We start from the raw sequence: 22,268 nt of genomic DNA on the forward strand, positions 1-22,268 counted from the left end.
GGGCAAGCCACAAGTGCGCATCGGTTGTGAACAGATGCAAATTCCGGAAAAATCTCGAAAATCAGGTGACATAAAGGGAGCGCGCTGGGCGCTGACCCTTTCCGTGTCGCTATGGGGCGTCATCGCGGGCAGCGCGGTGGCCGCCCAACAGGCCGAAGCGCCGTCCGTGCCGCCAGCAGAGGCCGATGAAGCCGACAGCAAGGATATTGCAGCCCCTGCGCCCCCGCCGCCCGGGGCGTCTTTGCCGCAGGTCGAGCCGATCATCGAAGACGAAGAGTTCCAAAAGGCCATCCCCCCGATCGGCGCCGAGGATGATCCTGAGTTCGACCGCCCGCTCGAATCGATCGCGGAATTCGAGCGCCGGCAGGCGGCCAAGGAACGGCAGGAGGGTGAAGATGCGGCCGTTCCGGTAGCGGGCGGTACGCCGGTTCCCGCGCTCGCCGACGGCGATACGGCTGAAGCGATCGGCGATGCGCCGATCAGCGACAGCGAACTCGCCGCGCCGCTTCCCCCGCTAGACAGCTTCAACGTCGAACCCGTGCAATTCGCCGAATCCGAGCCCGACCGCGACGATGTGAAGATCCGATACAAGGTGGAGGTCAACGGGTTGGCCGCGGCGGACGAGTCCACCGACATCGATCTGGCCGACCTGTTTCACGACCTGTCGGCGCTCTACGATGGCGACGGCGAGGCTGCGAATGGGGCCATGATCCGCGCGCGCCTGTCCGCCGATGCCGAACTGATGCAGCGCATCCTTGCATCGGAAGGCTATTACGACGCCGTCGTCGATACGCGGATCGACCGCAGCGGACGCGAACGGGGCGATCCGCTGAAAGCGATGGTCGATGTGACGCCGGGCGTTCGTTACAAGTTTTCGGAAATCACGATCAAGGCCGACCCGACGGTGCCGCCGCGGCTGATCGACGATAATTTCCCATTGAAGGTCGGCGAACCCATCGTCGCCGAGCGGGTGCAGGGGGCGGAAGCGGCGATCGCGCTCAAATTGCCGCAGGAAGGCTATCCCTTCGCCAAGGTCGAACAGCGCGACATATTGCTCGACGGCGCGACTGGCGAAGGCGCCTATACACTGCCGGTCGAGATCGGCCCGCGCGCGCGATTCGGTGGTTTCGAGACGACCGGCGACCTGGCTTTCGATGCCGAGCATGTCGCGGTGCTTTCGCGCTTCGAACGCGGCGATCTTTACGACAGCCGGATGGTTGACGACCTGCGCCAGGCGATGGTCGCCTCAGGCCTTTTCTCGACAGTGGCGGTCGAGCCGCAGCGGACCGGCGAGAGCGCCGGCGACGACACTGAATATGTGACGATGATGGTGACGCAACAGGCCGGCCCGCCGCGCACGCTGGCGGCGAGCGCGGGCTATGGAACCGGCGAGGGCATCCGGCTGGAGGGGAGTTGGATGCATCGCAACCTTTTCCCGCCCGAAGGCGCGCTGATCGTGCGCGGCGTTGCCGGGACGCAGGAGCAGGGGCTGGGCGTCACCTTCCGTCGTTCGAACGCCGGGCGCCGCGATAAGACCTTTGAGCTGGTCGCCGAGGCGACGCGCAGCGACTATAATGCATTCGAGGCGCTGACCGGGCGGGTCGGCGTGCGCTGGAGCTATGATTCGACGCCGTTGTGGCAGAAGCGATGGACCTATGCCTATGGTGCCGAGCTGATCGCGACGAGCGAGGATGATTATGATTTCACACGCGGCGCCCGCAACCGCGATTTCTACACGATATTCGGCCTGACCGGGCAGATCGGGATGGACCGGACGGACAGCCTGCTCGATCCGACCAAGGGTTTCCGTATCACCGCGCTCGTCCAGCCTGAAGGCTCCATGCGCGGGCATTTCTCTCCCTATGCGCGCGTGCGTGTCGACGCGAGCGGCTATTATCCCGTGACCGATAGCATCGTGCTCGCCGGGCGGGTGCGCGTCGGTTCGATCATGGGCGCGGCGCGCGAGCGGCTCGCGCCGTCGCGGCGCTTCTATGCCGGCGGCGGCGGGTCTGTACGCGGCTTTGGCTATCAGGAGCTTGGTCCCAAGGATCCGAATAATGATCCGATAGGCGGTCGCAGCCTCAACGAGGCGGCGGTCGAGGCGCGCTATCGTTTCGGCAATTTCGGTGTCGTCGGCTTCGTCGACGCTGGACAGGTCTATCGCGGCTCGACCCCGAACTTTTCCGACATGCGTTTCGGCGCCGGAATCGGTGCGCGTTATTACACCAATTTCGGACCGATGCGGCTCGACGTCGCGACACCGATCAACCGTCAGCCGGGTGAAGCGCGGATCAGCGTTTATGTCTCGATCGGTCAGGCCTTCTGATGGCGGAGGATGCTGCGCCTGTTGAGCCCGGGTCGGCAAGGACGCGTATGAGCCGGCCGTGGCGCATCGCGCGCGGGGTCAGCATCGCACTGTTCGGGATTATCGCGCTGCTGGCGTTATTCCTCGTGGGACTGAACAGCGACGCAGGCCGACGCTTCGTGGTCACCCAGATCGAGAAATATGAATTCGAAAACGGGATGAAGATCGGCATCGGCCGGCTCGACGGATCGCTCTACGGCCAGATGATCGTGCGCGATTTTTCGTTGTCGGACCCGAAGGGGCGTTTTCTGACCTCGCCCGAATTGCGGATCGACTGGCGGCCCTTCGCTTATCTGGCGAACCATGTCGACGTCCGGTCGGCGACGGCCAAGATCATCACGGTTCAGCGCCTGCCCGAGTTCAAGCCGGTTCCCGACACCGGCGAGCCGCTGCTGCCCGACATCGATATCGATGTCGGGCGCCTGTCGGTCGATCGCATCGTCTTTGCCCCCGCCGTGGCGGGAGAACGGCAGGAAGCCCGGCTCGCCGGCAAGATCGCGATCGCCGACCGGCGCGCGCTGGTGCAGGCCGATGCCGAGACGATCGGAGCGAATGGCAAGGGCGACGCACTGAAGCTGCTGCTCGACGCGGTTCCGGACAAGAACCGGCTGGCGATGACGCTCGACCTCACCGCGCCGCGAGGCGGCGTGCTCGCGGCGATGGGCGGGTTCGATGAGCCGCTCGTCGCACGGCTCGATGGGCGCGGCGACTGGAAGGCGTGGAATGGCAATCTGACCGCCGATCTCGGCACGGGGCCGCTGGCACGCATTGCTCTGTCGGCGCGCGACGGCACGTTCGCGGCGAAAGGGACGACGCAGGCTTCGCGCCTGTTCGACGGCCCGGCCGCATCGCTGCTGGGGGCGCAGACCGACCTCGACGTGACGGCGCGCCTGGCCGAGCGCAAGGCCGACCTCGATGCACGCGTCGCATCCGAGGCGTTTCGGCTGGGGATCAGCGGCGGCATCGATCTCGGCGCCAATCGCTATGAGGCCTTGCAACTCGCGTTCGTGCTGTTGCGGCCGGGCGCGTTGGCGCCGGCGGTACGCGGCAACGACGTGCGCGCGACAGCGCGGCTCGACGGCGCCTTCGCACTGCCGACCGTCGATTATCAGGCGAGCGCCAAGGCGTTGGCTGTCAACGACATCGTCGTCGAATCGCTGAATCTCTCCGGCAAGGCGCGCGTCGATGCAGACCAGATCGTCGTTCCCGTCGCCGGGCGTGCCGCGCGCATCCGCGGGCTCGACACGGTTGCCGGAGGAACGCTCGTTTCGGTACGGCTCGACGGCGATCTCGCCTATGCGGACGGGCGCATCCTCAGCGACAATCTGCGCCTGCGTTCGCCGCGCATCGATGCCAAGGCCATCATCGTCGCCGACATGAACCGCGGCTTCTACACCGGCGCGATCGACGGGCGGGTCAACGATTACCGGATCGAAAGCGTCGGTATCTTCGATATCGACACCGACGCCGACCTCAAGACGGCGCCCGGCGGCGGTTTCGAAATCGCGGGCAGGGTGCGTGCGCGCTCGACGCGGCTCTTCAATTCGGGCGTGCGCGACTTGCTCGGCGGCAATGCGGTGGCGACCAGCGACGTGCGTTATGGCACCGATGGAGTCGTCCGTTTCGCCAACCTGCGGCTGACGTCGCCGCTGCTGAGAGTCGTCAGCGGGCAGGGAAGCTATGCCCCCGACGGGCGCGTCCAGCTCAGCGCGCGCGCGGATTCGCGCGAATATGGCCCGCTCGGCCTCCAGCTTGCCGGAACGATCAGCGACCCACGCGCGACGCTGACCGCGAAGCGCCCCGGTCTCGGCATCGGTCTCGCCGACCTCGAAGCGCGGATCACGGGAGCGCCGAAGGGTTATCGCCTCGCCGCGAAGGGCACGACCGATTATGGCCCGCTGTCGGCCGATGTCGTGCTGCTCACCGCCGCCGGGCCGCTGACGATCGACGTCGAACGCGCCGATCTGTCGGGCATCGGCATGACGGGCCGCCTCGTCCAGAGCGCGGCGGGACCGTTCACCGGCCAGCTCGACGCGGCAGGGCAGGGACTTGGCGGAATCGTCCGGCTGAGCGCCGACGGCAAATATCAGGCGGCATCGGTCAATATGCGCGCGAACAATGTCGTTCTGCCCGGACCGGCGCGGCTTGCGGTCGGCTCGGCGATCGTCGACGCCGACGTCACCCTCTATGACCAGCCGCGCGTGATCGCCGATATTCAGCTCGCCGACACGCGTATCCGCGAATTCGACATCGCGGTCGGGCGCGTGAAGATCGATTATCGCGATGGCCGCGGCAAGGCGCAGGCGCTTGTCGAGGGGACGAGCGGCGTGCCGTTCCGCATCGCCGCCAATGCGGACCTTCAGCCCGAGCTGTGGCGCGCCTCGGTCCAGGGCCGCGCGACCGGCGTCAATTTCCGGACCGTGTCACCCGCGCGCATCGTACCGGGCAAGGACGGCTATGAACTGTTACCGACGACGATCGACCTCGGACGCGGCAGCAGCGCGCGTGTCGCGGGACGCTTTGGAGAGGGCATCATGCTCCAGAGCCGGCTCGACCGCGTCAACATGGCGCTGCTCAATGCCATCTATCCGGATATGGGGCTGGGCGGCCACGCGACCGGCAGTCTCGACTTCGCGCAGGCGAATGCCGACGCCTTTCCGCGCGCCGATGCCCGGCTGACGATCAACGACTTCACCCGTACCAGCGCCGCATCGGTGAGCCAGCCGGTCGACGTCAACTTCGTCGGCAAACTGCTCCCCGATGGTGGGGAGGCGCGGGCGGTGATGCGCAAGCGCGGCACCGTGATCGGACGCCTGCAAGCCTCGCTGCGGCCGCTCGGGCCAGAGGTCGGCCCGTGGACGACGCGGTTGCAGGCGGCGCCGCTCGGCGGCGGGCTGCGCTACAACGGTCCGGCGGATACGCTCTATTCCTTCTTCGGCCCCGCCGATCAGGGGGTTTCCGGTCCGATCGCCGTTGCCGCCGATTTCAGCTGTCGCGTCGCCGACCCCTGCCTCAACGGCGTCATACGCGGCAAGGACATGGTCTATGAGAACCAGACCTATGGCACGCGGCTGACCAACATGGCGGTCAACGGCCGTTTCACCGGCAACCGTCTCGAAATCGAAGATCTCGCCGCGACCGCGGGTGACGGCACCGTCAAGGCCAAGGGGTTCGTCAGCCTCGCCGCGGCGGACGGCTACCCGATGCATGTCGAGGCGACGCTCGACAATGCGCGTCTCGCGCGCAGCGACAATATCGCGGCGCGGGCGACCGGCAATCTGACGCTCGACAAGGTCGCGGGCCAGACCGCGCTGCTGTCGGGGGATCTGCGCCTCCCCGAAACCCGCTATCGCATCGTACGCGAAGGGGCGGCGAGCGTCCCGGTGCTGACCGGTGTGCGCCGGAAACCGCCGGCGGGCCGGCGCCGTATCAGCGGCGACGGGCTTGCGGCAGCAGGCGGCAGCCTGTTCGACCTGATCCGCCTCGATATCCGCCTGCGCGCGGGCGACGAGGTCTATGTCAGCGGCATGGGACTCGAGTCCGAATGGCAGGCCGACATCACGCTCAAGGGCACGACGCAGGCGCCGCGCGTGACCGGCGACATCGAACTGGTACGCGGTACGCTGGGCTTCGCCGGGCGCTCCTTCGACCTGGAGGAAGGAAAGGTGACCTTCCCGACCGGCGATGCCTATGACCCGTCGATCCAGCTTCTCGCCACCGACACGATCGAGACGGTGACGGTGAACGTCAATGTTTCGGGCCGCGCGATGAATCCGCAGGTGACATTCTCCAGCGTTCCCGGCCTGCCGCAGGACGAAATCCTCTCGCGCATCCTGTTCGGCGACTCGATCACCACGCTGTCGCCTTTGCAGGCCGTCCAGCTCGCGGCTTCGCTCAACACGCTGCGTGGCGGCGGGGGAGGGCTCAGCCCGCTCGGCGCCCTGCGATCGGCGACGGGAATCGACCGGTTGCGCGTGCTCGGCCCCGACGACACCGTCGGGCGCGGCACCGCGCTCGCCGCGGGACAATATATTTCGAAGGACATCTATCTGGAGGTGATCACCGACGCGCGCGGCTATACCGCGACCCAGCTGGAGATCAGCCTGACCCGCGCCCTGTCGCTGCTCAGCCAGGCCGGCGGTTCGGGGCAGTCGAACCTCAGCGTCCGCTATCGCAAGGATTATTGATGGCTCGCGCCCTCGTGATCCTGCCGATCCTTCTGCTCGCGGCCTGCGATCGGGAGCCCGATTTCGACACCCGCTACGACGCGGCCGCCAGCGAAATAGAGGCGCGCGCGAAAGCCATGGATGCCGCCGTGGCGGCATCCGAAAAAGCCGCCCGCGCGGCGGGCGAAACGGAAGGGGGCAGTTCCGCCTTGCCAACCGACGACAAGGCGGCTACCCCGCCGCCGTCATCTGGGGAGTAGCCAGCCGTCGATCCGACGGGCCACCGCGTCAACATACTCGGCCGAGAGGTCGTGGCGCGATGGAAGCGGGACACCGCTTGGGCGAGACCAATGGCATCGACCCCACGTCCGGGCCGGGCGGCGGGGTACGATGACCGTTGGAGTTCGCTGCGCCGCCCGGCCCCGGAGTGTCTTTTCATGGAAGCCCTGTTCACCTCGACCGCAGTGGTCGCGCTGGCCGAGATCGGCGACAAGACCCAGTTTCTCGCCATGCTGCTTGCGACGCGCTTTCGGCGTCCGCTGCCGATCATATTCGGCATCCTGGTCGCGACACTGGCCAATCACGCGCTCGCTGCACTGCTTGGCGCGCAGGCCGCCGCTTTCCTCGACAGTCCGGTCTTTCGCTACGCGGTCGGCTTCTCTTTCATCGCCATGGCGGCGTGGACGCTGATCCCCGACAAGCTCGACGACGAAGAGGCGCCGCGGCCGCGTTTCGGCGCCTTCCTGACGACACTGGTCGCCTTCTTTCTCGTCGAGATGGGGGACAAGACGCAGATTGCCACCATCGCCCTGGGCGCGCGCTTTCACGATGTAGTTAGCGTGACGGCGGGTACGACTCTCGGCATGATGATCGCCAATGTTCCTGCCATCTTCCTCGGCCACGAGCTGCTAAAGCGTATCGACCTCGCCAAGGTGCGGCTGATCGCCGCTGGCCTGTTCCTGATCATAGGACTGTGGGTTCTTGTGCAGACCGCGGGCTGGATCGGCTAACCGCTGTTGCGCGTCGCCAGCATGCGCTCGAACCGCCAGGCCGATGCGCACATGGCGTCGAGTCCGCGGCTGGCTTGCCAGCCCAGTTCGTCGCGCGCCTTGGCCGGGCTCGCGTAGCAGGTCGCCACGTCGCCCGGGCGGCGCGGCGCGATGCGATAGGGGATCGAGACGGCGTTCACACGCTCGAAGCTGCGGATCATGTCGAGGACCGAATAGCCCTGACCGGTGCCGAGGTTCCAGATCGAGAGCGGCCGGTCGATGGTCGTCAACGCTGCCAGCGCTGCGACATGCCCTTCGGCCAGGTCGACGATATGCACATAATCGCGCACGCCGGTGCCGTCGGCGGTATCGTAATCGTCGCCGAACACCGACAGTTCGGGCAGCCGGCCCGCGGCGACGCGACTGATGAAGGGCATCAGATTATTGGGGATGCCGTTCGGATCCTCGCCGATCAGCGCGCTGTCGTGCGCACCGACCGGGTTGAAATATCGCAGCACGCCGATGCGCCAGCCGGGATCGGCGGCGGCGATGTCGCCCAGCATCTCCTCGATCATCAGCTTGGTCCGGCCGTAAGGGTTGGTTGCCGATGTCGGATGGGTCTCGTCGAGCGGCAGATATTGCGGCTGGCCGTACACGGTCGCGCTCGATGAGAAGACGAGGCGGCGGACACCGCATTCGGCCATCGCTTCGACGAGGGCCAGCGTCCCGCGCACATTGTTATCGTAATAGAGAATCGGCTTTTCGACCGATTCCCCGACCGCTTTCAGCCCGGCGAAATGCACGACGGCCTCGATGGCATGATCGGTCAGGGCGCGGCGGACGGCCTCCCGGTCGCGAATGTCGCCGACGACCAGCGGAATGCGCGTGCCGGTGATGCTTTCGACCCGCTCGACGACTTGCGGCCTGCTGTTCGACAGATTGTCGAAACCGACGACCTGATGCCCCGCAGCGATCAAGGCGACCGCGCAATGGCTGCCGATATAGCCCGCGCCGCCCGTCAGAAGAACCTTCATCGCATCTCCATTCGCTCACTGATCCATGGGAACGAAATCCTCTATATTGGTCAAACGCTAATAGGGATTTCCCGTCGCTGGGGAAACTTCCTCATACATCGATGGGAGAAATGCCGGCGTGCCCGTAAAGGATATTGAACAATATTATTGCACGGAGGGTTAGGCCATGATAGCGGGCCGCTCGCTTCGCAGCAAAAGGGTTCCGCCCGCTGCCGGGCGGTGCCGCGAATGGCAACGGGCCCTTAGCTCAGTCGGTAGAGCAACTGACTTTTAATCAGTAGGTCGCTGGTTCGAACCCAGCAGGGCTCACCATAACACTATGACATTAAAAGGTTTTATGGGCACTGCGAGCGAGGCGGTTTTCACCTTTCGCATCTAGGTAACATACAAGGTAACAAGCGGTCGGTCAGACGATCCGTTTCAAAGGGCAAATTTGCCTCTTGATCGGAAGGCCGTAAATCTGCGGAGTTATCGAGGTCGGGCAAATTTGCCCCACCTTCCCTCTATTGAGGGAAACTGTCGCAATTGAGCCAGTATGAACATCGCGCCGATTGACGCTATGCTCGGCAACCAGCGCAATTGGAGCGCCCGTCAAACTAACTAAGCGCGCTTGTCCGGTGGCGGTGTGGACGATCAGCAGGGAGCGATTGCGCCTTTCCCATATGGCTGTGACGATGTTATGCGACCCAACCCAGGATGATCTGGGAGACAGCGAGGGTGCAGCAGGGTGATCGAAAAGAGACGCGCTTCAAGGTGATAACCTATCCTGCGATTCGGATCGGCGATCTTCCGTTCGAAAAGATCAATTTGGCCCTTGGGACGGAACTTGAGGCAGGCGAAGTGTGGCTGAGCAAGATCGCCCACCAGCACATCGCCCTCGACCATGCGGCAGACTATCCGTTCATCATGGCATGCCTCGTCGAGATTGTGACCGGCCCTCTTTATGTGGGGCAGGATCCAAAGCACGGTGACAATTTCTATCTGGTGAAGCCCCTACCAGCCGAAGCTCCAAATCCTCATGCCTTGGTTGCGATTGGCTTCCAGCTTAACAGGTTCGGGAGCTACAACGTGCGGACGGCTTACTCGATCAATCAGGAAACGGTAAATCAACGCCGCGCGGCCAACCGATTGCACATCGTCATATGAAAAATGGGGCCGGTTTTACCCGACCCCATTTAGGTAGCTTGAGCGCGTTGCAAAGCGCGATCTCTAGGCCCGAAGCCTCTACTCCGATTGCTCGAAGTGCGTGGGTAGCGGTTCCACCTCTCAAGCTGTCTGGTATCTATGTACAATGCGTGGGCGCATATTTCAACTGGGAGTTGAGAACGCACGTCTCAGTTGATGACCGCTTTAGCCCGGCACGATTAACGTCAGGTATATAGGCCCCATCGCGACAATTAACCGGCACAGCTCCAAACATCACGGAATCTCGAAATATTCAGGCTGGGTCAGTCCTCACCGGCGCGAGCCGCGCGGGCCATCTTGTCGAGCGCGTTGACGGCAGCGACCTTGCCGGCGCGGGCCGCGTCGATGGTGACACGCCTCGAAGAGGAGACCCGGATCGGCAAAGGCGGGACCCTGGCGGCGCAGCTGTCGCGGCTCGACCTGATCGTGCTCGACGAGCTCGGTTATCTGCCGTTCGCCCGCTCGGGAGGGCAGTTGCTGTTCCACCTCATCAGCAAGCTTTATGAGCGGACCAGCGTCATCATCACCACGAACCTCGCCTTCGGCGAATGGCCGACCGTGTTCGGCGATCCCAAGATGACCACGGCGCTGCTCGACCGCGTCACCCACCACTGCGATATCGTCGAGACGGGCAACGACAGCTGGCGCTTCAAAAACCGCAGCTGACAGCCACCTTCGGCGCCTTCAAAAATCTATCTTGCGCTGCGCGCGCCTCCGGTCGGGCTACGCCCGCCCTCCGCCGCACGCAGCGCAAGGCCATCTTCAACAAACCAGCATCATATTATCCGAAAAGGGGGTCCCTCTTCGACGCCGATCGGGGGTCCCTTTTGAACGCCGTTTGACAAATATGCCGGTCGCAACCTGCCGCTGCGCCCGCTGGAACGCCTTGTCCCCCTTCAGCGGAAGGGCATAATCACTTTCGCCGAACAGCACAGCCAGCGGCGCGTAATGCGCGATCAGCCAGTCCTGATCGTGCGCCAGCATCCTGGCGGTCGGGATCAGCAGGCGCGCGCGCCGGTCCAGTGGCGAGACACGGCTTTCGAGGAAATCGGTCTGCACCAGCCTCCCCACGATCTGTTCGATCCGCCGCGGGCTGGCGAGGCCGAACAGCGCCAGCGCCTTTTTGAGGTTGCCGATCGTCGGCCATGTGTCCCGATCGTTCGGACGATATCCGGCCTCCATGCAGATGGCTACGGCAAAGACCACGATCCGCACCGCCTCCATCAGCAATTTGTTGAGGAACGGATCGTCGCCGTAGAGTGCCAGAACCTTGTCGAAATAGGCTCTGCGCGCGTGCGGGAAATCCGGATGGCGAAGGATCGATTCCGCGGACCAATAATCGACCTTGAAATGGGGGTCATGGGTTTTGGTGGAGCTGGCTGCGTTCACGCTCTTACTTTGCGATAATCGACGTCTATTGAGCGAAAAAGCGTGTAGGAACTATGGATTGGAAAATATACGCAAAAATTTCCAGCGCCAGCCCGGCCGGAGTGCGCTAGCGAGCCAGAAGGGAGATACGAGCGGACGGCGACGGTCGATGGAGCGGACCCGCATCGAAGCCATTTCAAGGGGGAAGACCATCATGTCGATGCTGCGTTCGTTTGCGTTTCCACTCCTGCTCAGTGGAACGGCGATGCCGGCGCTCGGCGCGGACTATCAACCCATGTCCGACCGCATCATCGGAGCCATCAGCGTGGCGCCGAAGAGCGCCGCCGAGGTTGCCGCGCAATGCGACACCCGTCTCGATGCGCTGGCGAGCCTGCGCGCGCGTGTCGAGGCGATGCCGCTGTCGACCGAGCCGCTGGATTTGCTTGCCGCCTATGACGACCTCTATAATCTTGCTTTCACCACCGCCTATACCGAACCGGGCGTTATCAAGGACACGAACCCCGATGCGGCGATCCGCAAGGCGGCCGAGGACTGTTTTCAGCGCGCCAGCGCGGTGCTGGTCGATCTGGGCATGTCCCGGCCGATCTATGAACGCCTGCTGACGGTCGGAAAGGCGGATATTTCGCCCGCCCTGCGCTATATGGTGGACCGCCAGCTCGATTCCTATCGCCGCCTGGGCGTCGACAAGGACGCGGCGACGCGGGCGCGCATCGGCGAGCTTCAGAATGGCATCACCGCCGCATCGATCGAGTTCGAGGGGAATATCTCTGCCGACACCCGCACCGTCACGGCGACCCCCGAAGAGCTTGCGGGTATGCCGCAGGACTGGCTAGCGGCGCGTCCGGCCGGCGCGGACGGGTTGGTGCAGATCGGCATGAGCTATCCCGACGTCATGCCGCTGTTGCGCTATGCCGACCGCGTGGACGTGCGGAAGCGCGTGATGACGGCCTTCGCGGACCGCGCCTATCCGGCCAACGACGCGGTGCTGCGGCGGCTCATCGACGATCGGGCCCAATTCGCCGGCCTGCTGGGCTATCGCGATTTCGCGGGCTACGACTTCGCCAATCGCATGGCGGAAAATCCCGGACGAGTGCGATCCTTTCTCGACGAGATCGACCGCGTGGCCCGGCCGATCGGCGAGGCCGAGGCGGGGCGGATGCTGGCCCGGCTGCACAAGGACGATCCGTCACTTGCCTCGCTCGGCTCCTGGAGCAGCAGTTACGCCCTGCGGCTCATCCGCAAGGAGGATTATGCGGTCGATCCGGAGCAGGTCCGTCAATATTTCGCGTTCGACAAGGTGCAGGCCGGCATTTTCGACCTGACGCGGGATTTGTTCGGCGTCGAAATCCGGCCGTGGGCAACCGAGGTCTGGCATCCCGATGTCGGCGCGTTCGAAATGGTGCAGGACGGGGCGGTGATCGGCCGCTTCTACCTCGACATGCATCCGCGCGACGGCAAGTTCACCCATGCCCAGATGGCTCCGCTGCGATTCGGCATCAAAAATCGCGTGCTGCCCGCCGCGGTGCTGGAGCTTAACGTGCCGAACGGGCTGATGGAGCATAGCGACGTCGTCACTTTCCTCCACGAATTCGGGCATCTGCTGCACTGGATCTTCGCCGGCGGGCAGGATTATGCGGCGCAAAATCCGATGGAGCTGGAGAATGACGTCATCGAGGCGCCATCGCAGCTGCTCGAGGAATGGGTGTGGGATTACGACACGTTGAAGCGGTTCGCGACCAACGCGGCGGGCGAACCGATCCCGGCCGCTCTGGTGGAGAAGATGAACGTCAGCCGCCGTTTTGGGGAAGCGTTCGGGACGATGATGCAGCTCGGCTATGCCGGCGCCTCGCTCGCTTTCTATTCGGGCGTTCCCAAGGATCGCGATCTGGCCGCGGTCTATGACGCGGCCTATAATCGCTACGCTCTCGCTCCCGATCCCGAAGGCACGCATGGCTATGCCGCTTTCGGCCATCTCACCGGCTACGGCGCCTCCTATTACACCTATCAATGGTCCAAGGCGCTTTCGAGCGACCTGCTGAGCGAGTTCCGCAAACATGGCCTGCGCGATCCGGCCACGGCGAAGCGCTACCGCGATCTCATCCTCGCCCCCGGCGGGTCGGCTTCGATGAATCAACTCGCCAGGAATTTCCTTGGCCGCGATTGGACGGTGGACGCCTATCGGGCGGAACTGCAACTGGCCAGATAGCGGACACGCCGACCGCCGGGTTCAGGCTTTGGGGCGCGGCTGAAGGACCGCGTCCCGGCGCTTTTCGGGGCGGATGTAGATCGAGCTGATATCGGGTGACGCGGCCTTCAGTTCGGCCTCGATCTCCTCGATCAGGCGCTCGCCGTCTCCCATCGTCAGCGCATCCTCGAAATCGGCGCTGACCGCCACGAAGATCGAATCGGGCGCCGTGTGGATGGTGCGGACATGGTTGACGGCGCTGATCTCGCGCCGCCGCTCGACGATCCGCCAGATCATCGCGATCCGCGCCGGATCGGCCGCTTCACCGATCAGAAGCTCCTTCGATTCGCGCGCGAGCAGCGCGGCGACCGCCGCCAGGATCAGGCCGATCAGGATCGAGGCTACCCCGTCGATCCGCGCGTCGCCCGTCGCATGACTCAGCCAGACGCCGGCCACCGCGATGACCAGCCCGGCCAGCGCCGCGCTATCCTCGAACAGCACGATGAAGCCGGCGGGGTCCTTCGACCGCCGGATCGCCTGCCACCAGCCCAGCCCATTGCGGCCGGCGTCGAACTGGCGCACCGCAATCGTCCACGATGCCCCTTCGAGCAGGAAGGCGATCCCGAGGACGATATAGTTGATCGTCGGATCGCGCAGCGGTTCGGGCGCGGCGATATGCGTCCAGCCCTCATAGATCGAAATGCCCGCACCGACCGCGAAGATCAGGATCGCGACGACGAACGCCCAGAAATAGAGTTCGCGGCCATAGCCGAAGGGATGTTGATCGTCGGGCGCCTGCTTCGCCCGCGCCTGGCCGTAAAGGAGCAGAAGCTGGTTCCCGCTGTCGACGAGCGAGTGCACTCCTTCGGACAGCATCGACGACGAACCGCTGATCGCCGCCGCGAAGAACTTCGCGGCGGCGATGCCGAGGTTGGCGAACAATGCCCCGTAAAGGACGATGTTCGCCTTGATGTGCCCGATGCGCGGACCGTCGGCCATGGCGGTGGATTACGGCAAGGCGTAGGCGACGACCTCGTCGCCGATCGGCGTCTCCATGAAATGGTGGCCGCCGGCGTAGATCACGACATATTGCCGACCGTTCGCCTCATAGGTCATCGGAGTCGCCTGCCCGCCCGCGGGCAGCACGTCGGACCAGACGGTCTTGCCGGTGGCGAGATCGATCGCACGGATCAGATTGTCGGTCGCGGCGGCGATGAAGATCAGCCCGCTCGCGGTGACCACCGCTCCGCCGTTGTTCGGCGTCCCGATCGTTACCGGCAGCATCGACGGGATGCCGAACGGCCCGTTGGTGCGCGCGGTGCCCAGCGGGCGGTCCCAGATCGTCTTGCCGGTCGCGATATCGATCGCGCGGATGCCGCCATAGGGCGGCTGCTTGCACAGCATGCCGGTGAAGGGCAGGCGCCAGCCCGCATTGACGTCGATCGCATAGGGCGTACCGGCCTGCGGGTCGCCCGCGCCTTCGGGGCCGCCGATCTCGCCGCGGGCCTGGTCGCGCGGTGCCCAGCCCTTCCGGTCGGCCTCGGCGCGGGGGACGAGGCGGACATAGTTGGGCATGTCGTTATAGTTGGCGACGATCACGCCGCGCACCGGATCGACCGCGACGCCGCCCCAGTCGGTGCCGCCGTTATACCCCGGATATTCGATCGAGCGGCCGTTGCTCGTCGGCGGGGTGAAGAAACCCTTGTAGCTCGCCTTGCGGAACTGGATGCGGCAGATCATCTGGTCGATCGGCGACATGCCCCACATGTCGCGCTCGGTCAGGTCCGGCTTGCGCAGCGTATGCCACAGCGACACGATCTGCGTCGGCGACCGCTCGGCGGGCTCGACCCCGCCGCCGGGCGCCTTGATCGTGCCGACCGGGGTCAACGGCTGGCCGGTGCGCCGGTCGAGTACATAGACGTCGCCCTGCTTCGACGGCAGAACCAGCGCGGGGACCGTCCCGCCCGCGCTCCGATAGTCGATCAGCGTCGCCTGCGCCCCGAAATCATAGTCCCAGACGTCCTTTTTCACCGCCTGAAAGCGCCAGCGCGGCTTGCCCGTCGTCACGTCGAGCGCGACGAGCGAGGTCGCATAGTCGTTCTCGGCCGGGCGGCGCAGGCTCGAATAATAATCGGCGGCGGCATTGCCCATCGGCAGGTAGACGAGGCCGAGCTGCTCGTCGCCCGATGCGATCGTCCACATGTTCGGCGTGCCGCGCGCCCATGTCTGTCCCGGCGGAGGATAGCCGTCCCAGTCGGGGTGCATCATGTCCCACGCCCATTGGAGCTTGCCGGTCACCGCGTCGAAGCCGCGGATCACGCCCGATGGCGCCCAGCGGTCCTGCCCGTCGAGCACCTGGTGCCCGGTCACCACCACGCCGCGCACGATGGTCGGCGGCGAGTTGATCGAGACATAGCCCGGCGGCGTGTCGCCCATGCCGATCTTGGTATCGACCTGGCCGTTGGCGCCGAAATCCTGACACGGCCGCCCCGTAGCGGCGTCGAGCGCGAACAGCCGCGCGTCGAGCGTGCCGAAGATGATCCGCCGCGCACACGCCTGTTCGGCGGCGGCGCCGGGCACGGCATAATAGCTCACGCCGCGGCAGGCGGCGGTATAGGGGATCGCATCGTCGGATACCTTGGGGTCGAACCGCCAGCGCTGCTTGCCGGTCGCGGGGTCGAGCGACAGGACGATGTTCTTCGGCGTGCAGACATACAGGCTGTCGCCGACCTTCAGCGGCGTATTCTCCGCGCCATAGGTGCCGCGCACGCGCTTCGACGAGGGCAGGTCGCCGGTATGGATCGTCCACGCGCGCTTCAGCTTGCCGACATTGGCCGGGGTGATCTGGGCCAGCGGCGAATAGCGCCGCGCGCTGTAGGTACCGCCATAGGCGGGCCAGTCGGTACCGGCCTGCATCGGCGCGGGATCGGCCATCGCCCAGCGCGGGCTGGGAAGCGGCTGCAGCGGCCGCGCGGTGTTGAGCCAGCCGAGCATCGCGCCGCCCGCCGCGCAGAGCAGAACGGCTACGGCGCTGCTTGCCAGCGCGAGCCGCCAGCGGTGCGGGCGGACCGACAGCGCGGCCATCGCGAACAGGACGAGGACCAGCAGCACGACCGGCGCGACGACCCGCGGCACCAGCGCCCACCCATTGCCCCCGACCTCCCAGAAGGCCCAGAGCAGGGTGAAGAAGACGACGGCGACATAGATCCAGCCGCCGAGCAACCGCCCGCGCATCAGCAGCAGGCCCGCGGCGAGCATCGCGACGCCGGTCACCAGATAATAGGCCGATCCGCCGAGCGCGGCGAGCCAGACGCCGCCGATCAGCAGGACCAGCGCGATGACCGCGACGATCAGCCCGGCGATCAGGGTCAGGAGCGGAGCGGGGAACATCTGGCGTAGCCGATTCATCGCCATATCCTTCACTGTCGGGGCGGATGCGCCCTGCGGTGCAACGCACTGCGCCGACGAACGATGCATCGCTGGCTCGAGATTTGCCTCGGGAATGGAGCATCGCGGCAGGCTCGGCCGATCCGCGATGGAGCTAGCGGTCGATCACCGATACCGGTCGCGCGAACGGATCGCCGCGCAGCGAGCTGCCCGCCGTCTCGGGCATGAAGCGCAGCGCCACGAGGCCGATCAGGCACGACAGGATCATGTAATAGGCGGGCATGAGCTGGTCGCCCGTCCAGCCGATCAGCGCGCTGCCGATCGCCGGCGCGGTGCCGCCGAAGATCGAGGTCGAGACATTATAGGCGATCGCGAAGCCCGCGAAGCGCACCGGGGTCGGGAACAGCGCGGGGAAGGTGGCCGAGATGGTCGCGAGCTGCGGGACGTAGAGCAGGCCGAGCAGGATGAAGGCGATGGTGGCACCCGCGAGGCCGGTGCCCATCAGCATGTAGAGCGGCACCACGCCGACCAGCAGGCCGATCAGCGAGGCGCGCCACATCGGCCGCCGCCCGACGCGATCCGACAGCGCGCCGGCGAAGGGCAGGAACAGCATCATGAAGAACATGCCGACGATCGGCACGATCAGCGCCTCGTCGGGCGACAGGCCGATGCGCCGCTGGAGATAGGTGGGCATATAGCTGAGCAGCGTATAGTTGACGACGTTCAGCGCGACGACGAGCCCACCGACGACGAGCAGCGGGCGCCAGTGATCGCGCATCAGCGTGCCGAGCCCGGGGGCTTGCCGGGCTTCGGCAACGACGCATTCCTCCAGGAAGATCGGCGTGTCTTCCATCCGCGAGCGCAGATAGGTGCCGATCAGCCCCAGGGGCGCGGCGATCAGGAAGGGGATGCGCCAGCCCCAGTCGTGCATCGCCGCGTCGCCGAGCGTCAGCGAGAAGATCAGCATCAGCGAAGCGCCGAGCGAGAAGCCCGCGAGCGTGCCGAATTCGAGGAAGCTGCCGAAGAAGCCGCGGCGGTCGTCGGGTGCATATTCGGCCATGAAGGTCGCCGCGCCGCCATATTCGCCGCCGGTCGAAAAGCCCTGGATCATGCGCAGGACGATCAGCAGCGTCGGCGCCCAGAAGCCGATGCGGTCATAGGATGGGATCAGCCCGACGCACAGCGTTGCGCCCGCCATCAGCAGGATAGTGAGCGCGAGCACCGACTTGCGCCCGATCCGGTCGCCGAGCGGCCCCCAGAACAGGCCGCCCAGCGGCCGCACGAGAAAGGAGATGGCGAAGGTCGCGAGCGCGAACAATATCGCCTCGTCGGTATCGCCCGGGAACAGCGCCGCCGAGATATAGGTGACGCCATAGGCATAGATGCCGTAGTCGAACCACTCGGTCGCATTGCCCAGCGCCGAAGCGGCGATCGCGCGGCGCAGCGTCGAGGGGTCGGCGCTGGACGGCGCGCAGGAGGGTTGCGCGAGGGTTTGCGTGGTCATGTCATCACCTGTTGTTGCGGGTCGGCGGCGGGATCGAGCAGCGCGGCGGTCGGGGTCGTGCGCGGCAATATCTGGAAATCCTGCTGCGCCTCGCCCGGCACCGCGTCGGTCACCACGAGGCGCCAGAGGCCAAAGACGAGCATCGCGCCGGCCGCGAACGCGATGAAGAGAAAGAGGCCGCCTGCTCCGGCAAGCGTCATCGCCGCCGCGCCGCCGATCGGGCCGAGCGCGGCGCCGACCGAGTAGAGGAGCACGAGCTGCCCGCTCGCGGTCACGCGCTCCGACGGCAGCAGCCGGTCGTTCGCATGCGCGACGCTGAGCGGATAGAGCGCGAAACCGAGCCCGCCGAAGGCGAAGCCGAGCGCGAGCAGCAGCGTGCCCGACGGCTGCATCGCCAGCGCGACGCTGACCGCCAGCGTCAGCGCGAAGCCGCCGACGATCACGCGGCGGCGGTCGTAGCGGTCGGACAGGTGCCCGAGCGGCCATTGCAACGCCACCCCGCCGAGGATCACGACCATCATGAAGGTCGCGGTCGCTGCGAGGCTGAGCCCGAGCCGCCGCGCATAGATGGCGGCGAGGCCGTAGAAGGCGCCGAGCAGCAGTCCGGTGATCCCGGCGCCGACGACGCCGAGCGGCGAGGCGGCGAACAGGCGGCGGAGCGGCAGCGAGGCGGCTTCCGTCAGCGCCGGGGCGGTGCTGCGCGTCAGGCAGATCGGGATGATCGCGAGCGAGATCAGGATCGAGGCGAGTTCGAACGGCACCTGCGGCGCCGTGCTGCCCGAACGGAGCAGCAACTGGCCGATCGCCTGCCCCGAATAGAGGGCGACCATGTAGGACGCGAGCACCGTGCCGCGCGTATCGGGCTCGGCGCGGTCGTTGAGCCAGCTTTCGAGGCAGACGAAGACCCCCGCGACGCAGACGCCGTCGACCAGCCGCAACGCGCCCCACAGCAGGGGATGCTGGACCAGCGCATAGGCAAGGGTGCTGGCCGAAAGCAGCGCGACGAACGCCGCAAAGGACCGGATATGCCCCACCCCCCGCACCACGCCCCCGGCGCGCAGCGCACCGATCACCAGCCCGCCGAAATAGGCGGTCGCGACGAGGCCGATGACCATCGTTCCGCTACCCTCGCGTTCGAGCCGCAGGCCGATCAGCGTCGACAGGAAGCCGCTGCCCGCCATCATCATGAAGATGGCGATCAGCAGGCTGCGGACCGGGCGGATCGAGTCGAGCATGGGCGGCGCGTCAAGCGGCGCGCCGATCTTCCGCCGGCGCCGCCTCGTCCTCGACCAGCGCCCCATCCTCGACCAACACCTTGTGCAGCGCGCGCACCGCGGTATCGAAATCGCGCGGCGCGACGAGGAACTGCACGTCGACGTTGCGGATCTGGTGCTGCATCGCGATCATCGGCACCCCCGCCGCGTCGAGCGCGCGCAGCGCCTCGGTAACGAGGCCGGGGCGCGAAATGTCGCTGCCGATCACCGACACCATCGCGACCGGCTGCGCGGTGATCGATGCGTCGGGATATTGGTCCTGCAATTCGGCGGCCGCCCGGTTCACCGCGGCGGCATTCGCCGACAGATAATGGGTGATGGTGTTGGCGTTCGACGATTTGCTGACGATCCACAGCTTGTGGCGGGTCAGCGCGGCAAGGATCGCGGCATCATACCCCTTCACCCCGACCATGTCCTGCTCGAAGAATTGCAGCGCCTGCATCTGGCGCAGCCCGGTGACGATCTCGACCCGCGGGACGTCGGAGACATAGTCGCCGGTGACGAGCGTCCCCGCATCCTCGCGGTCGAAACTGTTGCGGACGCGCAGCGGAATGCCCGACTGGCGCAGTCCGCGGCCCGCACCCGGATGGATCGCCTCCATGCCCAGATTGGCGAGCTGGTCGGCGACGTCGTAATTGGTGCGCCCGATCTTGCGCGCCCGCCGCTCGCCGACCAGCTTCGGGTCGGCGCTCGACAGGTGAAACTCCTTGTGGATGATCGCCTCGCGCGCGCCGGTCAGCACCGCGATGCGCGAAAAGGTCATTTCAGTGTAGCCGCGCGCATAGCGCCGCACCATGCCGCCCTCGCAGCCGGCATAGCCGGTGACGATCGGCAGGGTGGTGCGAAGGTCGATCGCGGCGAACGCCTCTTCGATCCGCGCGTCGAGGCTGCGCACGTCGTCCTCGTCCCACAGCGTCAGGTCGACGAAGCGCGCGTTGACGTCCCGGTCGCGGAGCAACAGCGCGGTGCTGTGCGCGCTGTGTGCCTCGCCGATCCCGGCGAGCAGTTCGCGCACCGTCACGAACTGGTCCTTCAGGCTGAATCGCCCATGGCTGCGCAGCCGCGCGAGATCGTCGAGGCAGGCGGCGACGGCATCGACCCGCGCATCGACAAAGCGGTCGGCTTCGGCACGGCTTTCAGGCCGCGCGAACATCTCCGCATTGCGCGCGCGCATCGCCGCCCGCACCCGCTCCATCGCCGCGCGCCACGCCCCGGCATCGTCGTCGTCGACGAAATGGCCATAGACGCCGGGTTCGCCGCTCTTCTTGTTCTCGAGCAGCAGGTCGGTCATCCCGGCATAGGCGGAGACGACGAAGATGCGGCTATAGAGGTCGCCGCCCGAACACCCCGCGATCAGCACATTGTCGAACAGGGTCGCGGTCGCGGCCATCGAGGTGCCGCCGACCTTCTCGACGCTATGATGCCCCCTCATGCCGGCACCGCTTCGACGAGCGGGCCCGACGCGACCGTCAGCGGCTCGGGCTCGCCGCGATGGGCCAGGAACCAAGGCCGCGGTTTGTCGACACCGAACGGCTGTTCCAGCCGGTTGCTAACCGCATTATAGACGAGGAAGGCGTTGGCGCGGGGGAAGGGCGTGATGTTGCCGTTCGATCCGTGCATCAGGTTGCAGTCGAACAGGATGACGGTGCCGGGCTTGCCGGTCGGCGCGACGATGCCATGATCGTGCGCCAGTTCGGCGAGGTGATCCTCGTCGGGAACGCCATATTCCTGTTTCCTGAGCGAACTCAGATAATGGTCTTCGGGCGTCTCGCCGACGCAGGTCAGATAGGATCGGTGCGACCCCGGAATGACCATCAGCGGTCCGTTGTGCGGCGTGTTCTCGGCAAGCAGCACCGACATCGACAGCGCGCGCATCCGCGGCATGCCGTCCTCGACATGCCATGTCTCGAAATCGCTGTGCCAATAGAATTCCTTGCCCTTGAAACCCGGTTTGTAGTTGAGGCGCGACTGGTGGATGTAAACCTCGTCGCCGAGCAGGAAGCGCGCTACGTCGGCGAGCCGCGCGTCGGACGCGAGCCGCGCCATCGCGTCGCTCTGGCGGTGAATCTCGAAGATCGAGCGGATTTCACGGCTCTGCGGCTCGGCGACGATCGTCTCCGCGTCGAGCGCGGCGGGATCGGCGAGCAGCTTGCTCGCCGCCCCCTGCAGATGCGCGACCTCGGCGTCCGAGAAGACGCCTTTGAGGACGAGATAGCCGTCGCGGTCGAATTGCGTAGCCTGCGCCTCGCTGATCGGTGCATCCGGGTTCCAGTCGCCATGGACGACGGGGTCGAGACGCGGTAGCAGTTCGGCGCTTGCCGCGTGCCGCGATGGGTAGAGGTCTTTCACGGAATGTCCCCCTGCTGATGATGGATGGATTCAGTCGGCGGAGACGAGATCGGCCTCGGCCGGATAGGCACCGTTCTCGTCATGCACTTCCTTGCCGGTGACCGGCGGGTTGAAGACGCACGCGGTCAATATGTCGGTCTCGGGCCGCACGACGTGCCGGTCATGGTCGTTGAGCGCATACATGACGCCGGGCTGCAGCCTGTGGATTTCGCCGGTCGCGAGATCCTCGATCGTCCCGGTGCCCTTGAGGACGAGCACGGCTTCGAGGTGGTTTTGATAGTGCATCTTCAATTCCTCGCCGGCGAACATCGTCGTGACGTGGAAGGAAAAGCCCATATCGTCGTCCTTGAGCAGCAGGCGGGCGCTGACCCAGCCGTTCGAGCGGACGTTGCGATCCGATTTGCGGATATCGCCGAGATTGCGGATGAGCATGGATGTGTC

General features: G+C 65.8%; 15 protein-coding genes, 1 tRNA gene, 1 pseudogene and 1 riboswitch. Of the genes and pseudogenes, 8 read left to right on the plus strand and 9 right to left on the minus strand.

All coding sequences use genetic code 11. The features are described from left to right. Positions 1 to 34 precede the first annotated feature (34 nt). The 4 genes from AC2S9W_RS13005 to AC2S9W_RS13020 all read left to right on the plus strand — a co-directional run bounded on the left by AC2S9W_RS13005 (position 35) and on the right by AC2S9W_RS13020 (position 7,541). Positions 35 to 2,326, plus strand: a complete 2,292-nt coding sequence (locus tag AC2S9W_RS13005; RefSeq protein WP_486570989.1) for an autotransporter assembly complex protein TamA — start codon at positions 35 to 37, stop codon at positions 2,324 to 2,326. 47 nt (positions 2,327 to 2,373) lie between these two features. Further along, positions 2,374 to 6,552 carry a translocation/assembly module TamB domain-containing protein gene (locus AC2S9W_RS13010; RefSeq protein ID WP_486570990.1) on the plus strand — a complete coding sequence of 1,393 codons (4,179 nt, stop codon included), beginning with the start codon at positions 2,374 to 2,376 and terminating at the stop codon, positions 6,550 to 6,552. Continuing rightward, positions 6,552 to 6,791: a hypothetical protein gene (locus AC2S9W_RS13015; RefSeq protein ID WP_424539507.1), complete on the plus strand. Its 240-nt coding sequence runs from the start codon at positions 6,552 to 6,554 to the stop codon at positions 6,789 to 6,791. The genes AC2S9W_RS13010 and AC2S9W_RS13015 overlap by 1 nt, the downstream gene beginning before the upstream one ends. After that, positions 6,768 to 6,870: riboswitch (yybP-ykoY riboswitch) on the plus strand. (Overlaps the previous gene by 24 nt.) Before the next feature lie 98 nt (positions 6,871 to 6,968). Beyond that, positions 6,969 to 7,541, plus strand: coding sequence for a TMEM165/GDT1 family protein (locus AC2S9W_RS13020; RefSeq protein ID WP_486570991.1), 573 nt, complete (start codon positions 6,969 to 6,971; stop codon positions 7,539 to 7,541). On the opposite strand, the gene galE is transcribed toward AC2S9W_RS13020, so the two are convergent. Beyond that, entirely contained in the window at positions 7,538 to 8,554 is a 1,017-nt protein-coding gene (gene galE / locus AC2S9W_RS13025; protein WP_486570992.1) for a UDP-glucose 4-epimerase GalE, read from the minus strand. The genes AC2S9W_RS13020 and galE overlap by 4 nt on opposite strands. 236 nt (positions 8,555 to 8,790) lie before the next feature. Here galE and AC2S9W_RS13030 point away from each other — a divergent pair. The 3 genes and pseudogenes from AC2S9W_RS13030 to AC2S9W_RS13040 all read left to right on the plus strand — a co-directional run. Further along, positions 8,791 to 8,866, plus strand: a tRNA-Lys gene (locus AC2S9W_RS13030). 405 nt (positions 8,867 to 9,271) lie between these two features. Beyond that, positions 9,272 to 9,700 (plus strand): hypothetical protein, encoded by a 429-nt coding sequence (locus tag AC2S9W_RS13035; RefSeq protein ID WP_486570993.1) that lies wholly within the window; start codon positions 9,272 to 9,274, stop codon positions 9,698 to 9,700. A gap of 384 nt (positions 9,701 to 10,084) precedes the next feature. Continuing rightward, positions 10,085 to 10,405, plus strand: a pseudogene (locus AC2S9W_RS13040) (ATP-binding protein); the annotation flags it as partial. Positions 10,406 to 10,501: 96 nt separating this feature from the next. Here the strand turns inward: AC2S9W_RS13040 and AC2S9W_RS13045 are convergent. Beyond that, positions 10,502 to 10,963, minus strand: a complete 462-nt coding sequence (locus AC2S9W_RS13045; protein ID WP_486570994.1) for a hypothetical protein — start codon at positions 10,961 to 10,963, stop codon at positions 10,502 to 10,504. 193 nt (positions 10,964 to 11,156) lie between these two features. On the opposite strand from AC2S9W_RS13045, the gene AC2S9W_RS13050 reads away from it, so the two are divergent. Continuing rightward, positions 11,157 to 13,334, plus strand: a complete 2,178-nt coding sequence (locus AC2S9W_RS13050; RefSeq protein WP_486570995.1) for a M3 family metallopeptidase — start codon at positions 11,157 to 11,159, stop codon at positions 13,332 to 13,334. Between the two features lie 21 nt (positions 13,335 to 13,355). On the opposite strand, the gene AC2S9W_RS13055 is transcribed toward AC2S9W_RS13050, so the two are convergent. The 7 genes from AC2S9W_RS13055 to AC2S9W_RS13085 form a co-directional block, all read right to left on the minus strand. Beyond that, positions 13,356 to 14,312, minus strand: a complete 957-nt coding sequence (locus AC2S9W_RS13055; RefSeq protein ID WP_286750054.1) for a cation diffusion facilitator family transporter — start codon at positions 14,310 to 14,312, stop codon at positions 13,356 to 13,358. A gap of 9 nt (positions 14,313 to 14,321) precedes the next feature. Beyond that, the gene (locus AC2S9W_RS13060; RefSeq protein WP_486572085.1) at positions 14,322 to 16,703 is read right to left on the minus strand and encodes a membrane-bound PQQ-dependent dehydrogenase, glucose/quinate/shikimate family; all 2,382 of its coding nucleotides are present in this window, start codon (positions 16,701 to 16,703) and stop codon (positions 14,322 to 14,324) included. Positions 16,704 to 16,854: 151 nt separating this feature from the next. Beyond that, the gene (locus AC2S9W_RS13065; RefSeq protein ID WP_286750056.1) at positions 16,855 to 18,204 is read right to left on the minus strand and encodes an MFS transporter; all 1,350 of its coding nucleotides are present in this window, start codon (positions 18,202 to 18,204) and stop codon (positions 16,855 to 16,857) included. Beyond that, on the minus strand, positions 18,201 to 19,439 hold the full coding sequence (locus AC2S9W_RS13070; protein ID WP_286750057.1) for an MFS transporter: 1,239 nt from the start codon (positions 19,437 to 19,439) through the stop codon (positions 18,201 to 18,203). Before AC2S9W_RS13070 ends, AC2S9W_RS13065 begins: the two co-directional genes overlap by 4 nt. A gap of 10 nt (positions 19,440 to 19,449) precedes the next feature. Continuing rightward, entirely contained in the window at positions 19,450 to 20,910 is a 1,461-nt protein-coding gene (locus AC2S9W_RS13075; RefSeq protein ID WP_286750058.1) for an aspartate kinase, read from the minus strand. Then, positions 20,907 to 21,827, minus strand: a complete 921-nt coding sequence (gene thpD / locus AC2S9W_RS13080) for an ectoine hydroxylase (protein ID WP_286750059.1) — start codon at positions 21,825 to 21,827, stop codon at positions 20,907 to 20,909. Before thpD ends, AC2S9W_RS13075 begins: the two co-directional genes overlap by 4 nt. Positions 21,828 to 21,857: 30 nt before the next feature. Continuing rightward, positions 21,858 to 22,259: an ectoine synthase gene (locus AC2S9W_RS13085; protein ID WP_286750060.1), complete on the minus strand. Its 402-nt coding sequence runs from the start codon at positions 22,257 to 22,259 to the stop codon at positions 21,858 to 21,860. Positions 22,260 to 22,268 lie beyond the last annotated feature (9 nt).

This window comes from Sphingopyxis sp. 550B, from assembly GCF_057401805.1.